The following is a 15233-nucleotide window of genomic DNA, read 5'->3' on the forward strand; positions in this document are numbered from 1 at the left end:
TCCAGTCGCTAATGCTCCTTTCGCTGTCCGTTTCGCCTAGCCAGCTAAAGCTGGGGCGAAAAGGCAAAGAACGTACCTTACGAAGCGTCGCCCCTTGCGGGCGACATGAGTGCATAGGAGCGACGCTCCGTTATGCACTCGTTTTTTATTAAGCGGCTATTGTTCACGGCCCATTTTGGAATCAGCAGAAATCAGCCGCGTGCGTCCTGGGACTTTGACCAGGTTCTCTAGCTCTTTGATGGCGTCCTTTCCGATCCAGACCTGTGCTTTATTGCCGTTCTCTTTGAGATTGTGCGCTAGCAAAAGCGCCTTTTCGTTTGTGTCAAAATCATGTTTGCCAATTTCGCGCAAGGCCCAGGAGACGGATTTTTTGACATGATCTTGTTCATCCTGTGAATGCTCTTGAATGAGCGCCAGATAAGCGTCGAGAGTTTCCGCTGTGATGTCTTTTTGGTGGATGGCCGCAGAAGCCATCAGCGTAAAAGCGCCCCGTTTTTTGTAAGTGTGTTGGGAAGTGATCCACAGGGTGATCAACTGGTCAAAGTCTTTCATCTTCACGATTAAATTTTTGCACAAATGATCGCACAGATCCCAGGAAACTACATCAGACATCAAAGTATCCACTTCTTCGAGGGTTGTTTTCTTTTTGTCGAAGAGCAGCACTGCCAGCAGCCTGGCTTCGTGATAGCCGGATTGCCACAGTTCATATGCCAGATCCTGAGATTTTTCAATTTTTTTGGCTAGAGCCCGTATCTCTGTCGTTGAAACGCCGATGCTGTTTTCTTCCGGAATTCCCAATTTGATGACATTGGCTTTGTGCTTTTCGCTGGACATGGCCTGAAGCTGGCTGATGATTTCGTTACAAGTCATAAGTGTAGTCCCTTTCATCTGTTAAATTCGTTAAATATGGAGCCATTATATTGTGACGATTCATTTAAAAATAAAATTGAACATCTTGATTGAATGAACGCTTCCTTAGGCAATATTCTTAAAACTTTGCGTTCATTATAACATAAATCATGTAGAAATAGTTAAAATCCTTTAATTATCATCGAAAAAGAGGTATAATGATGGATATCACTGGCAATTTTTGAGATACTAGAGATCATATGAAAGGATTATGCAAAATGAAAAGTATAAAATATTATATGAAGGCAGCAGAAAGACGAAAAATTCTATCTAATCGAAAGGAATTTTATCTCGATTACGTTTGCAGGCAGACTGGCTGGGATCGAGCAAAAGCAAAGGCCGAAATGGACCTGTATCTTGAACAAGGCGTAAATTATCGATTTTACGTTAAAAAGAGACTTTGGTGCAGAACTGGCAAAAAACTGGAAGCGAGTTTGGCAAATATTCGTAAAGACAGCCGCTACGACAAAACCAGTACGAATAAACACGCTCGCCTGGTTGCAGAGGAAAGTGGCTGGTCTCAGAAAAAGGCCGTAGAAAAAATATTGGAATCAAATTTATATACGGAGTGCTCTCCGAGGGATTACTATCAGTTTCGGTTTTGGGAAAAATCCATCGAGGAACAAAAGCAATACTATACAAAAGGTACGGTAGAGCGGATGATTATGAAGTATAACACCAATTCTGAAGAAATAGCGATGATTCGAAATAAGGAGAAGTTTGCTAAAGTATTCGGAGATTTGTTTCATCGGGTCTGGTTTTCTAACAGAAAGCTTACGTTTGAGGAATTTCTGGAGAGGACAGAGGGTTTATCCAGTTTGATTTGCAAACCGATATTTGGCACCCATGGGGAAGGTGTTGAAAAGCTTGCTGTCCCAGAAGATATGGAAGGAAAACGTCAGCTTTATGATTTAATCATGTCGAAGCCAAAGAGTGTGTGTGAGGAACTGATCGTACAGCACCATGAACTTGCCGAAATGTGCGAGACTTCAGTAAATACAGTCAGACTGGTAACCATCTTAGATAACGACGAAATCCACTACATGTATTCTGTCCTGCGAATGGGTACTGGCGGGCTGATTGACGGCTACGAAGGGGGAGGAATTTTTGCACCTGTTGACGTTACAACTGGAACCGTCTGCAGAGACGGTATGAATTTGGACAGCGAATTCTATCAAGTTCATCCTGTATCGCAAAAGCCGATTAAGGGTTTCCAGATTCCCAACTGGGACAAGGTCCTTAAACTGGCAGAAACAGCCGCCAGAAGGTTGACAGGCGTCCATATGGTTGGTTGGGATATCGCAGTGACCGAAAATGGAGCTTCCCTAATTGAAGGGAACTCTGAATCTAACTATCAATTTGCGCAGTTGCCATATATTCCAGAGGGGAAAGGCGTAAGATATAAATTTGAACCTTTCTTAAAATAAGAATGCGTTAAGGCACCATAGGTATTGTGAAATTCAATACTTATGGTGCCTCTTAACTTTTACAGTTCTTCGGTTTATTAGACTTAAGGTGCTGCATAGTACCTGCGTCTGACGATTTCTACATAGCGGTCCGGATTTTTGGTTCCGAGTTCGCAGCGGCACGGTTCGCTCTCTCTGTTTTCACCGGTAGGGACAAAGCCCAGGGATTCGTACATGGCGGCGCCAATTTTGTTGTCGGGATAGTGCATCAGTTCTACGCAGCCGATGGAAGGGTATTCTTCTTTGAACAGGTCCATGGAGGCCTCCAGGGCTGCGCGCCCCAGGCCCTTGCCCTGCTGGTCTTTGTCGATCATATATCTGTGCAGGAATACGTAGTCGGGATCGTCTTTGACGAAATAATACAGCAGGAAGCCGACGGGCTCGCCGTCGCTGTAGACGACCTTTGTCCTGAAATCCTTCTCAAAGGCACATTCAGCAATAGAGAAAAGGTTGTCTTCCATAAAGCATTTCTGATTCTCATGAACCTCCAGGCTGATGGCAGCTTGAAAGTTATCTTTATCCACATCTCTAAAAGTAATCATCAATCTCATCCTTTCATTTATCTTTTTTACAGTTTACCATAGTTGAGATGCAAAATCTTTGTAAGGACAACAAAATTTTTTGAATTTGGTGAAAATACAGCTTGACTATGGTCTTAGACAATATCTTATATTGACAATAGAAAGATTGAAATGAGGTGATTTGATGAGTTGCTGCTGTAAAGAAAAAACACAGGACTGTAATTGTGCCGGACAGGAAATCGAAGTTCTGGGGAAGACGGCCAGAGCCGATATCCAGTTCGACCAGATAGCAGAATTACTGTCCACGGGAAAAGAAACTTTTGCCATGTACGAGAACCATAAGCTGACGGAGTCCGCGTTGGCCATGTGGAATCTCCATAAGGAGGTCATCGATGCGACCCTGGACGGGGGATGGGACAACCAGAGACATCCCTGGTGCAGAGAGATGCAGGACTTTTGGCGATACGGCCTGGCGTTCTGCGACTACGGCATGCTTTCTATGGCTATGATTGATCCTTCTATGAAGGACGAAATCTGTGAGTACGCTCGAAAGACCGTTCTTCTGATGAAAGACACGCCAATCTGGGATGAATGGGTGCGGTTTGGATTTAATGACAATCCCATTACGAAGGACAACATCATGTACAAGGGACATCTCCACTTTACCTATGGTGTTTACGAACTTTTGTCAGGGAGCAGGGAGTTTGAGGAGGAGTATCAGTTCCTTACCGACATCATGGTGCGGGAATACGAAGCCAACAGCATCTGCGAGACGCCTTACTGGGGGATTCAATGTGAACTGGATCAATATTTTCCGCAGTGCAATTCCGTAGGCATGCTGGGAATGAAGGTTTACGATCTGATCCACGGGACGGATCTCAACGAAAGGTACAGCAAGAAGATTTATGAGTTCATCTATGACCGGGTCAGCGACAAGGAGACGGGACTTCTCTTTGCCAAGTATCATCCCAGCCACGACCAGGGAGAACCGTACATCACGGGATTCTGCAACGCCTGGGGACTGAACCTGCTGCATCCGTACTACCCGCAGCTGTTGGAGGGAGCCTATAGGACTTTTATCCGGTACTTTGGCAAAGAGCTGATGGATGGTCAGGCTCTTTACATCAAAGAATATGCAAACTTTGATGAGGCTTCCACGGGCAGAGAAGAGAGCATGGGTGTTTTTTACTCCATGGCTCTGGCAAAAGAGTATCAGGATGTGGAAAGCTGGGAGAAGTTCGCCAGATATTTTATCGGCGTATACGGCATTGAAATCGAAGAAGGAATCGCCCGATTCAAGAAGGCGGAACCGGTAGACGAGACCTTTGTTCACAATTATATTCTCTTCGGCCAGGTGCATCAGCCGTGGGAAAAAATCTTTTCATACGACTGGCAGGCCTTTCGGGAAGGGGGACGAGACTGATGGAAAAACCGAATTTTGATCATCCATTATCTGTAACGGCGGAAGAAATCTGGCAGATGGAAGAAACCCGAGAATTTCCTATAGATATTGAGAGCCACTATAAGGGACTTTTGAACATGATGGACGTTCTTTACTACAGGAACGGCAATTCTTTTTATCCGGAAATCAAAACGAGACATGCGGCTTACTTTCTGGCGCTTGCCATGCCGTCCTTCGCCATCATCGACCCCTGCAGAACCAGGGAGATGAAGTACAATCTTCATGTCGCAAGCCTGGTGATTGAAAGCGACAACTTATCAAAGCAGTTAGCGGTGTATGACGCGCCGTCTATCCGCAGGCTGGAGGTCTTTGTGATTCTTGCCCTGTACAAATTGGTCAGTGAGAAAACGATCAATGACGAACGGTTTCACGCTTATGCAGAGGAAGTATATGGACGCATCGTGGAAAACGGACGGTCTGCTCAAAATGTCTTTGCCTATGATACCATCGAGGGCACCTATGAGGCCTACCCCAATTTGGCGGCGCTGCTGGCATTTCGGATTCACGACCGCTGTTTTGGCACCGATTACTGTGGGTGCATTGAGGACACCTTGCTGACCTTTATCAGAGAAAAGCTGCTGGATGAGGAGACCGGCTTGTTCCTAGAATTCTATAAAACCGGTTCCTTAGGCATCAAGGGAGAACACTTGAGCAGATCGGCATCCTGGAGCGGAAGAGAGCAGACGGCGGCGTGTAACGCTCTGGCCATCGCTTTCATGAATTATTTTGATGAAGCGGCAAGTGAGAGGGCATGGAAAGCCTTCAAAGAGAAGTTTACAGATCAGCAGCTTCATGTGACGGCAGAAGAATTGCAGGATGCAGAGACATCCTCTTATGTTTCACAGCTCACGCCCATTGCCCAGGGTCTTTACGGCAGTCTGCTTGCGGCAAAGGAGATGGGTGACAGAGACTATTTTGAGAAACTGCAGCGTCACATTCTGACTGTCGCTGAGCCGGATCAGAGAGAGGGGAAGATTTTCTTTGACGCCCTGGGAAATGAGCAGAAACTTCACGGCGATTTTCTGACCGTGGCAAGAGTTCACGTGGGCTGGAAGAAAATATTGGAACATAATTGGGAAGATTATTATGATTTTGACTATGACAAAGTTCGTTAATGCAGAAGATAAAATTGGAAAGAAGGAATAAATATGGAAGGTAGTTTGATTTGTTTAGTTCCTATTCTGGTAGGACTGATTTTAGCCGCAATTACTAAAAATGCGATTTTTTCGCTTTTGATCGGTGCTGTGACAGGCTGTGTTATTTTGGCAGGTGGAAGCATTAGCGGCAGTTATAATACATTTATCGATATCCTATATCAAGTGCTGATGAATGCTGATACGGTATGGGTGACAGTGTTGATTGCACTGTTTGGCGGACTTATTTTGCTGATGAGAAAAAGTGGTGCCGTCATGGGCTTTTCCGGGTTTGCAGAAAGAGTGGTCAATACGCGTAAGAAGTCGATGCTGGCAACATGGATTCTTGGGATTATCATCTTCATCGACGATTATCTTAATAATCTGGCAGTGGGTACGGTGATGGCTAATCTTACAGATAAATACAAGGTATCGCGAGAAATGTTGACTTTTTTGGTAACATCAACGGGAGCAACTGTGTGCGCTCTGATGCCAATGTCTTCTTGGGGTGCTTTTATGATGGGACAGATGGACAGCACAGGAATGGCAGAAGGTCTCAGTCCTATGGAAATGTTCGTAAAGACCATGCCTTTTATTATATACTGCTGGCTGTCTGTCATCATGGTGCCTCTGATCATCTTTAAGGTCGTACCGCTCTTTGGTCCCATGAAGAAGGCGGAGAGATTGGCTGCCAATTCGGAGCGGCCGGTTCTCGCAGGCGGACAGGAAATTGCTGAGGAGGAAATTGATGTTCCACAAGAAAAACGACGCGCTATAAACTTTGCCGTACCGATCGTGATTTTAGCTGCCATAGTCATCGGTACGGGGGATATGACTGTCGGCATTATTGTTGCCAATATCATCGCGGTCATTATGCTGGCAGCACAAAAAATTAAATCACTGTTGCAGTCATTTAATCTGATTGTTGACGGCATGACAGAAATGTTCAGCATGATTTTGCTCCTGGTAATATCCTATGGTTTGAATGAGGTTAACGCTAGGCTGGGTGTAACAGAATATGTGATCAACAGTCTTGCCCCTTATATCTCTCCGTCCATGTTCGCCTTATTTACATTTATCATCGTCACGCTGTTGGCTTTTGGGACAGGCACCTTCTGGGGTGTGGCCATCGTTGCTTTCCCTGTCATGATTCCTATGGCACAGTCTATTGGAGCAGATGTGTTCCTCGTAGCAGGGGCTATCATCTCCGGGGTTACGGTCGGTGCGCACACCTGCTTCTATGGAGATACGGTGATTCTGGCCTGCTCTACGACAAAGGTCAACACGGTGGACTATTCGAAATGTGCGATCCCCATTTGCGCCATCTCCATTGTGCTTTCGATGGTTTTCTTCGTAGTATGTGGATTTATCTTAGGGTAAGGAGTGAAAAAAATGAGAAAAATACAAATGGCAGTTTATGGAGCTGCAGCTATTCTGATGGGAATTTTACCAAAGGTATTCGTTTGCCCCAAAGGAAACGGGGTGGACATTATGCGCTGCTGGCAGTCGGCAGCGGCTGAAGGGTTGGTTGCTTTGGGTTTTCTGCTAACCGGCATAGTCCTGGTCTTTCTTAAGTCAGAAAAAGCAGGGGCGGGCGCGAATCTGGCAGCGATAGCTGTTTCTGTTGCAGGTATTTTGATCCCGCTCAAATGGATTGGAGGCTGCATGAGTCCGTTGATGCCTTGCCACACCTTGGGGTTTCCAATCGTCTATGGAATCTGCACGATTACTTTTTTCACAGCGGTGATTGGATTGACTGTGCAGCTGTCGAAATGTGCACAAACATCATTGAATGCTGTTTGCAGGAGAGCTGAATAAAAATTTCATGAAAGAGCACCGGTTTGTCCTTCTTGGATGAACCGGTGTTTTTCTATTACTATTCTATCTGAATTGAAATGCGGGTCTTGTAATCTTTTCGGTCGGAACAGTTGAGCCAGCCGATCAGAGTCTCTTCGTAAGAGTTTCCTGCTATGGACAGGTGGTTTTCCTGTATATACTTCATCATGATTTCGTATGATTCGCTCATGTTGTGGTAATCACCCCGATGGAGATAAGTCAGATATTTGCCGGCAGGTTTGTGCTGGCTGTCGCGGCTGTCTGTCTGGAAGGGGCTGACTGCATAGAAATAGTCGGGATTATAATCATATTGCTTCAGCCGATCTTTGGAAATCAAAGCGCTGAGATGAAAATCATAGGGAACGTCGTATTTGTGACACGTTTTCAGCAGCTCTGAAAAGACTGGAAGGAAGGATGCCGGATTATTGTGATCTTCCACTGACATGACGATCAGGTATTGCTGCTCTTCAAAGCAAATCTGCGGCTGCAGGGAATCCTGCTTCATGCCCTGCTCTGTAAGCGCAATGGTCTGGCTGATTCGATCTTCAATTATCTTCAGCTTTGTCCGTTTTTCGGCCAGATCATCTCGCTTTTGAGTAAGATATTGCACATACTTTTCTGGCGACGGCTGATCCATGAACTCGCAGATTTCTTTGATGGAGCCGTCTGCTTCTCGCAGGGAAAGGATCATATCCAAGTCGTAGAAATTGTTGAGATCGTAATAGCGATAGCCGTTATCGTCGATAAAATACGGTTTCACCAGCCCTTTGCGTTCGTAAAAATACAGGGCATCCTTTGTCGTCCGGCAGAGGGCGACCATTTCGCCGATGGTAAAAAGGCCTGGTTCCCCTTTTTTATTTTGGTTTTTCATGGGAAGATACTCCTTTGGGCTATATATTTCTAATCAAAGTATAACATAAAATCGCTTTGTGTGATGCACTTTTGAAATTGTCTATCGTTTCTTATCATACGATTACTTGTTTGCCTTAGCATATACGGGAGGGGGGTATAAGTCAGGCGTTCTTTACAATAAAATTAGGTTTTTTGATGCTTTTTTAGAAGTTTCGCGTAACGCTGCGGCATCATCAGACGCTAGATCCTGCTATTTCCCTTGGGATAAGACTTGACTCCTTACAAAATCCATGTATATGTCGCGCCTGGTTACTTTTAGGGGACTGCAAACAGCCTTTTTGATAGAGAAATTGAGAGGAAAAGTAACTGAAATCGAATATACTCCCCTGTTGAAGCCTTCTGACAGTGTTTTGGTTATGCGAGGATACGCAAATATGTCCAAAAAGCGTAAAGCTATCGTAAATTGTGGTATAATTGGTATAGAGAGCAGATACAGGGAGTGCTCCGTAATGGCAAAAACAATCAAAGCCGGTGATATCAATGGAACCATTGGAATCACCGGCTCTTTTGCTTTTTACACGTTGAACAGGAAGTTCAGCACGTCTCCGTCTTTGACGACATACTCCTTGCCCTCGGAGCGGAGCAGGCCTTTTTCTTTGGCGGCGCTGAGACTGCCGCCGCATTCGATCAGCTTGTCATAGGCGATGGTCTCTGCCCTGATAAAGCCTCTCTCAAAATCGGTGTGGATGCGGCCTGCTGCCTGAGGCGCCTTTGTTCCTCTTTTGATGGTCCAGGCGCGGCATTCGTCTTCACCGGCTGTGAGGAAGGAGATCAGATTCAGCAGGTGGTAAGAAGCTTTGATCAGCTTGTCGAGGCCCGATTCGCTGATGCCCAGCTCTTCCAGGAACATAGCTTTTTCTTCGTCCTCCAGTTCAGAGATTTCCTGCTCGATTTCCGCACAGATGACCACCACCTCGGCATCTTCTGTAGCGGCAAATTCGCGGACAGCTTTGACGTATTGGTTATCTGCACTGTCAGCGGCATCCTCTTCGGAAACGTTGGCTACATAGATGATCGGCTTGTAAGACAGCAGATCCAGGCTCTTTACAAATTCGTCGTCTTCTTCAGTCAAATCCATGGCTCTGGCGGATTTACCTGCGGCCAGGAAATCGCTGATCTTGGTCAGAAGATCCAGTTCCTTTTGGAGGGATTTGTCGCCTTTGAGGTTCTTTGTGGTTTTGGCGATGCGTCGTTCCAAAACTTCCATGTCGGAGAGAATCAACTCGGTATTGATGGTTTCGATATCGGACAGCGGGTCGATTTTGCCGTCTACGTGAACGATGTTATCATTTTCGAAACACCGGACTACGTGGACGATGGCGGCAACCTCTCTGATGTGGCCGAGGAATTTGTTTCCCAGTCCTTCACCTTGGGAAGCGCCCTTTACCAGGCCGGCGATATCGCAGAATTCGATGGTGGTGTAGATGGTTTTCTTTGAGTTATATATCTCGTGGAGGGTTTTGATGCGTTCATCCGGAACGGTGACCACTCCTACATTTGGTTCGATTGTGCAGAATGGATAGTTAGCGGCTTCTGCACCGGCTTTTGTAATTGCATTGAATAGTGTACTTTTGCCCACATTAGGAAGGCCCACAATACCTAATTTCATATTTTGTTAACTCCTCTTTCTTTTGTTTCTTAAAATGATATATAGTGCAAGGCAGAGTACGAAGACGAAGAAGCTCAGTACCTGTGCCTGCTTGAATGATCCGATCATCAGGCTGTCTGTGCGAAGCTGTTCTACCAGGCCTCTCTCCAGCGAGTAAAGCATGCCGTAAAGACAGGCGATCTGCCCTGGGAAAGCTCTGCGTTTATCCAGCCACAATAGGAACCAGAACAGTGCAAAGCACCAAAGTGATTCATATAAAAAGGTAGGATGGACGTACTGTCCATCAGCCCAAACCGCCCAAGGCAGGTCAGTCGGTCCGCCGTGGGCTTCTGAGTTGAAAAAATTGCCCCATCTTCCGATGGCCTGTGCCAGAGCAACTGTGGGAAATACCAGGTCGGCTAACTCGAGAATGTCGATCTTGTGATATTTACAGACCAAAAGTCCGACGATAAATCCGGCGATGATGCCGCCGTGAATTGCCAGTCCGCCGTTTCTGATATTGAGTATTTTCCAAAGATCGCCAGCGTAATTCTCCCAGCTGAATAGGACGTAATAGGCCCGCGCCCCGATGATTGACGCCGGGATTAAAAAGATGGCAAAATCGAGAATATGGTCGCTCTGAATGCCGTGTTTCGGCGCCCGCTTGTAACAAAGTATAATTGCCAGTACGAATCCTGTCCCAATCAGAACCCCGTACCACATGATGTCCATCCCAAATAAAGTAAAAGCTACCGGATCTGGTGCTCTCATAAAATCTCCCCTTTCCCTTGAGACTTCTTACGGACTGCTGGGCCGCTAATCCGCTTAGATGCTCAAAGTTAACTCTTTTTTTATTTTTTGAAGATTGGTATAACTTATGGTGCCGATAATGGATTAAATTAACAAAATTGCTAATTATTATATGTGTTTTTTGTTTTTTTATCGCCTGGTTTCACTTTTTTATTGAAAATATGTGAATCTGCTTATAACGGTTATCCTTAAATCCAGTAAAATCGGCTATAAAGGTTAACTTTTAGTTTCAAATGCAGCTTTTATTATATCATGTGCAATCCGTTAAAAAAAGCAATCGCAGCACATGATGCAATGGAAGCCACATCTTATTTTCAAATGACCGCTTCCATTATATCGTGACACATCGATTGAAATTAGAATCGGAAGTCACGATGCAATAAAAGCATCCACTTAATTTTCAAATGTAGCTTTTATTATATCATGTGCAATCCATTAAAAAAAGCAGTCGTAGCACATGATGCAATGGAAGCCACGTCTTATTTTCAAATGACCGCTTCCATTATATCGTGACACATCGATTGAAATTAGAATCGGAAGTCACGATGCAATAAAAGCATCTACTTAATTTTCAAATGTAGCTTTTATTATAATTGAATTTTTGATAAAATACAATGCATGAAATACGAAAACATATGTAAAGGAAATTTTATCGCAAGGCCAAACCGTTTTATTGCGGAGGTTTTGACTGATGGAAAAAAAGAAAAGGCCCACGTTAAAAATACGGGCAGGTGCAGAGAACTTTTAATTCCCGGCGCGGAAGTATATTTGGAAGATTTTTATGGGCGAATGGGAACTCGTAAGATGCGCTATTCTCTGATTGGAGTGAAGAAAGGGGAACTTTTGGTTAACATGGATTCGCAGGCGCCGAACAAAGTCTGTGAAGAGGCGCTCCTGGATGACAGTCTGCAGCTGCCGGGTATGGGAAAACTCACCTTTGTTAAAAGAGAAAAAACCTTTGGCGACTCTCGCTTTGATTTTTACGTGGAAGACGAGAATGGTGTAAAAGGCTGGCTGGAGGTCAAAGGAGTGACTCTTGCAGAGGGTCATATAGCCAGGTTCCCCGATGCGCCGACGGAAAGAGGCGTTAAACACGTTTATGAGCTTTGTCAGGCAGTGAAAGAAGGTTATAGGGGTTTTGTACTCTTTGTCATTCAAATGACGGGAATTCAGCAATTTGAGCCTAATGACAGAACTCACAGAGCGTTTGGAGATGCATTGCGTCAGGCAGTGAAAGAAGGTGTAGCGGTTTTGGCCTATGACTGTAATGTAACGGAAGACACTTTAGAGCTAAAAAATCAAATTCCAGTAATGTTGGATTAGGCAGAGCAGTCTTTAGACTGGCTGTCTTTTTCTTGTTTAACCCCAAAGGTGATGTAAATTTTTCCAGTTGAAAATGAGGAGGGCGGGTGCTATACTAACATCATAAAGAACATATGTTCTTTTAAGCGAAGGGAAGAGGTGAGCAGTGTGACTGTCATGCATGTAGACGCTAATTCGGCCTATCTCAGCTGGACGGCAGTAGACCTTTTAGAAAAGGGATATCCATTGGATATCAGAACAGTGCCTGCAGCTATTGCAGGGAATCCAGAAGACCGGCACGGCATTATTTTGGCAAAGTCCATTCCTGCAAAGAAGTACAAAATAGGCACGGGAGAAAGTTTATACGAATCAAAACAACGCTGCCCGGAACTTTTGTTGTTTCCGCCCAATTACGATCTGTATCTGTCCTGCAGCAACGCAATGTATAGCATTCTGCAGGAATATTCGCCAGTGATTCAGAGATACAGCGTAGACGAATGTTTTGTGGATTTTGACCACTGTGAAAAGCGATTTGGCAGACCAGAGGAGGCGGCCTTTGAAATCAAAGAACGAATCAAAAGGGAATTGGGTTTTACCGTAAACGTGGGTGTGGGCAACAATAAACTTCTGGCAAAGATGGCAGGGGAGCTAAAAAAGCCGGACCTGGTTCACACGATTCTCAGCCAAAAAGAGTTGGAAGAAAAGTTATGGCCTTTGGATGTGAGAGAACTGTTTATGGTAGGAAGAGCTTCTGCCAAAAAATTGAACAAAATCAATATTAATACCATCGGCGATCTAGCGTGCAGTGAACTGGTTTTGCTGCGCAGCCTCCTTAAAAGCCACGGACAACTAATCTGGGAATACGCCAATGGCATTGACCACGACCGGGTTACGCCCAATGATGAGGTTCTGCAAAAAGGTCTCAGCAACAGCATGACGATCAAATACGATGTGACCGACAAACGGGAAGCAGAAAATTATCTTTTGTCACTGACTGACAGAGTCGCGGGACGGCTCAGACGCCATCAATGTAAAGCCTCTTTGATTGGAATCGGTGTGAAAACCAACGGCTTTGTCCGATATACTCACCAAATACAACTGCCGTTTTTCACAGACGATACGACTAAAATATACAGATATGTGTGCAGTTTATTTGAAGAGTGCTGGAAAGGGGAACCGGTGCGGCAGCTGGGCATCAGACTGTCTGAATTTACTAGAAAGGATGAATATCAATTATCGGTGTTTGATATTCGACAAATAGAAGAGGATGAGGCTTTGAACAAGGTGGTGGATGAAATCAGAGATCGATTTGGACAGACTGCTATTTACCGGGGGACTTTTGCCAATACCGATATGAAGCCTTTGGAAGGCGGGATTAATGATGGAAATTATCTTATGATGGGAGGATATAAGCAGTGAAGATTGTGGCAAAACCGATAGATGTAATTGCTACATTTAGCGATAATAAAAAACCAATACCATATAAATTTAAATTTTTTCGAGATTCGGGGGATAAAATAGAGGTGTATGTGGACAAAATAGTAACCGTTGAAGAAAGCAAGCTTGCAGGAATCGACACATTAATTTATACTTGTGAGTCAAAAGTACTTGACGAAAGCAGGCTTTATCAGTTAAAATATGTAATCGAGCAGTACCGATGGGAATTATATAAAATATAGACTGCAATTGCTGTATATATAGGATTCCGAAAATACGCTCTAAAAAAATCCAATAAAGTTGGAAAAAAGTTGTTGACAATCGTTGGATGATTTGGTAATATATTTCTTGCAGCGATTTGAAACAAACTCGCGTGGCGGTGTAGCTTAGTTGGCTAGAGCGTCCGGTTCATACCCGGAAGGTCGGTGGTTCGACTCCACTCGCCGCTACCATTTTTTTATGGGCGTTTAGCTCAGCTGGGAGAGCATCTGCCTTACAAGCAGAGGGTCATAGGTTCGAGCCCTATAACGCCCACCATTGTTTCAAATCGAAGCAAACAAAACGTGCAGGGAATTTGTTTGAATTGCGAGCAGTAATACGGCAGTTCAGCAAATTAACAAGCATGGATGCGGCCTGGTAGTTCAGTTGGTTAGAATGCCAGCCTGTCACGCTGGAGGTCGACGGTTCGAGCCCGTTCCAGGTCGCCAATTTTTAAAAAATTTACATGAATGTTTTGCATTCTGTAAAGAAGTGTGCTAAAATATTTATTGCAAATGTTGAGCACAATATGTATGTGACAATGAATTGCAAAATTTTAGCAACAAAAGCGTAGATTACGCATACAATATGGTGGGTATCGTCAAGTGGTTAAGACACAGGGTTGTGGCTCCTGTATACGTGGGTTCGAATCCCACTATCCACCCCATAAACGTTGGGGTATCGCCAAGCGGTAAGGCAATGGATTCTGATTCCATCATGCGCAGGTTCGAATCCTGCTACCCTAGCCAACAATTAGGATGCTGATTCAGCGTCCTATACATATGGCGACATAGCCAAGTGGTAAGGCAGAGGTCTGCAAAACCTTTATTCCCCAGTTCAAATCTGGGTGTCGCCTCCATAAAATTGCGAGATGCATTTTGCGTCTCGCAATTTTTTTAGGTGATAGTCAAGTTAAGAGAAAGTAAACGGCAACAAACTTTGTCAGCGTCATAACAAGCTTTTTCATTTTTTATTTCAGCTTTTTCTTTTCTTCCTCGCGCTGAATTTGCTTAATGCTTTTCTCAGGAGTAGGAAGATCCTCCGGCATCGTACCACCGAGTTCTTTTATAGTCTGTCTGACTTTCTTACCTACATCATATTGCGTCTGATTTGCGTTTTCTTTGCGGCATCAGCAAGTGCTTTATTATGTTCGACCATTTCGCTACGTATAGCAAGCTGCTTCTGATTATCAGAAAGCTCTTCATATCATGGAGTTCCTACTTTCTAGTCTGCACGGCAAAGTATGTTTGCGCAAGAGCGATAACCTTTTTTCGGGAATCGCCATTTTGGGCAATAATGTCATCTATCTCACGTGGCTATACCGGTAGTTACTATTTTGTTGATGCCAACAAAATAGTCATTTTCAACGTTTCCGGTATTTCTACAAGCAGCTTTTGCTTTATCAATTACTTTTACAAAATTTCTCCACTCTTTATACTGAAGCACTTCCTGCAGTTCTCTTGCAAGCCAGTATTCTTCACCATCTTCATCTGTGTGTTTGACATCTTCGAATAATTTTTCTCTGTTATCAGTTTCGATGCCACTCTTTTCATCATCAAAAAAGTTTCCCATTTCATTACTTCTTCTGCTTCCCTAACT

The 15233-nt window shown here is 44.4% G+C and carries 14 protein-coding genes and 6 tRNA genes; 14 read left to right on the top strand and 6 right to left on the bottom strand.

What is annotated here, in order from left to right:
• Nucleotides 1-156: 156 nt before the first annotated feature.
• On the bottom strand, nt 157-870 hold the full coding sequence (locus tag BN6539_RS16540) for a DNA alkylation repair protein (protein ID WP_067541054.1): 714 nt from the start codon (nt 868-870) through the stop codon (nt 157-159).
• A gap of 257 nt (nt 871-1127) precedes the next feature.
• Between BN6539_RS16540 and BN6539_RS16545 the strand changes: the two genes are divergently transcribed.
• The gene (locus tag BN6539_RS16545; protein WP_187375522.1) at nt 1128-2336 is read left to right on the top strand and encodes a sugar-transfer associated ATP-grasp domain-containing protein; all 1209 of its coding nucleotides are present in this window, start codon (nt 1128-1130) and stop codon (nt 2334-2336) included.
• Nucleotides 2337-2419: 83 nt separating this feature from the next.
• Here BN6539_RS16545 and BN6539_RS16550 read toward each other — a convergent pair whose 3' ends face one another.
• A complete protein-coding gene (locus BN6539_RS16550; protein ID WP_067541058.1) occupies nt 2420-2917 on the bottom strand; it encodes a GNAT family N-acetyltransferase in 498 nt (165 codons plus the stop codon).
• Nucleotides 2918-3080: 163 nt separating this feature from the next.
• On the opposite strand from BN6539_RS16550, the gene BN6539_RS16555 reads away from it, so the two are divergent.
• From BN6539_RS16555 to BN6539_RS16570, 4 genes are read left to right on the top strand one after another with little or no spacing between them, the layout of a single operon-like run.
• Complete coding sequence (locus tag BN6539_RS16555; protein WP_067541060.1) at nt 3081-4319, top strand: linalool dehydratase/isomerase domain-containing protein; 1239 nt, start codon at nt 3081-3083, stop codon at nt 4317-4319.
• Nucleotides 4319-5473 (top strand): linalool dehydratase/isomerase domain-containing protein, encoded by a 1155-nt coding sequence (locus BN6539_RS16560; protein ID WP_067541061.1) that lies wholly within the window; start codon nt 4319-4321, stop codon nt 5471-5473. The genes BN6539_RS16555 and BN6539_RS16560 overlap by 1 nt, the downstream gene beginning before the upstream one ends.
• A gap of 33 nt (nt 5474-5506) precedes the next feature.
• Nucleotides 5507-6871, top strand: coding sequence for a Na+/H+ antiporter NhaC family protein (locus BN6539_RS16565; RefSeq protein ID WP_067541063.1), 1365 nt, complete (start codon nt 5507-5509; stop codon nt 6869-6871).
• A gap of 12 nt (nt 6872-6883) precedes the next feature.
• On the top strand, nt 6884-7309 hold the full coding sequence (locus BN6539_RS16570; RefSeq protein ID WP_067541065.1) for a DUF4418 family protein: 426 nt from the start codon (nt 6884-6886) through the stop codon (nt 7307-7309).
• Nucleotides 7310-7367: 58 nt separating this feature from the next.
• Here BN6539_RS16570 and BN6539_RS16575 read toward each other — a convergent pair whose 3' ends face one another.
• The 3 genes from BN6539_RS16575 to lgt form a co-directional block, all read right to left on the bottom strand.
• On the bottom strand, nt 7368-8198 hold the full coding sequence (locus BN6539_RS16575) for a MerR family transcriptional regulator (protein ID WP_067541067.1): 831 nt from the start codon (nt 8196-8198) through the stop codon (nt 7368-7370).
• Nucleotides 8199-8753: 555 nt separating this feature from the next.
• Nucleotides 8754-9848, bottom strand: a complete 1095-nt coding sequence (gene ychF, locus BN6539_RS16580) for a redox-regulated ATPase YchF (RefSeq protein WP_067541069.1) — start codon at nt 9846-9848, stop codon at nt 8754-8756.
• 6 nt (nt 9849-9854) lie between these two features.
• Complete coding sequence (gene lgt, locus BN6539_RS16585; RefSeq protein WP_067541071.1) at nt 9855-10598, bottom strand: prolipoprotein diacylglyceryl transferase; 744 nt, start codon at nt 10596-10598, stop codon at nt 9855-9857.
• 657 nt (nt 10599-11255) lie between these two features.
• On the opposite strand from lgt, the gene sfsA reads away from it, so the two are divergent.
• The 9 genes from sfsA to BN6539_RS16630 all read left to right on the top strand — a co-directional run bounded on the left by sfsA (nt 11256) and on the right by BN6539_RS16630 (nt 14493).
• A complete protein-coding gene (sfsA, locus tag BN6539_RS16590; RefSeq protein ID WP_067541073.1) occupies nt 11256-11960 on the top strand; it encodes a DNA/RNA nuclease SfsA in 705 nt (234 codons plus the stop codon).
• A gap of 156 nt (nt 11961-12116) precedes the next feature.
• Nucleotides 12117-13358, top strand: a complete 1242-nt coding sequence (locus BN6539_RS16595) for a DNA polymerase Y family protein (RefSeq protein ID WP_242869453.1) — start codon at nt 12117-12119, stop codon at nt 13356-13358.
• A complete protein-coding gene (locus tag BN6539_RS16600) occupies nt 13355-13618 on the top strand; it encodes a hypothetical protein (protein WP_067541077.1) in 264 nt (87 codons plus the stop codon). The genes BN6539_RS16595 and BN6539_RS16600 overlap by 4 nt, the downstream gene beginning before the upstream one ends.
• A 133-nt stretch (nt 13619-13751) precedes the next feature.
• Nucleotides 13752-13828 (top strand) — tRNA-Met (locus BN6539_RS16605).
• A gap of 9 nt (nt 13829-13837) precedes the next feature.
• Nucleotides 13838-13913, top strand: a tRNA-Val gene (locus tag BN6539_RS16610).
• A 93-nt stretch (nt 13914-14006) separates the two neighbouring features.
• A tRNA-Asp gene (locus BN6539_RS16615) sits at nt 14007-14083 on the top strand.
• A 142-nt stretch (nt 14084-14225) separates the two neighbouring features.
• Nucleotides 14226-14301 (top strand) — tRNA-His (locus tag BN6539_RS16620).
• A gap of 7 nt (nt 14302-14308) precedes the next feature.
• A tRNA-Gln gene (locus BN6539_RS16625) sits at nt 14309-14383 on the top strand.
• Between the two features lie 35 nt (nt 14384-14418).
• Nucleotides 14419-14493: transfer RNA gene (locus BN6539_RS16630), tRNA-Cys, on the top strand.
• A 449-nt stretch (nt 14494-14942) separates the two neighbouring features.
• Here BN6539_RS16630 and BN6539_RS23240 read toward each other — a convergent pair.
• Entirely contained in the window at nt 14943-15206 is a 264-nt protein-coding gene (locus BN6539_RS23240) for a BRO family protein (protein ID WP_317869903.1), read from the bottom strand.
• Nucleotides 15207-15233: the final 27 nt, after the last annotated feature.

The sequence above is a fragment of the Emergencia timonensis genome, from assembly GCF_900086585.1.
Classification (GTDB): Bacteria; Bacillota; Clostridia; order Peptostreptococcales; family Anaerovoracaceae; genus Senimuribacter; species Senimuribacter timonensis.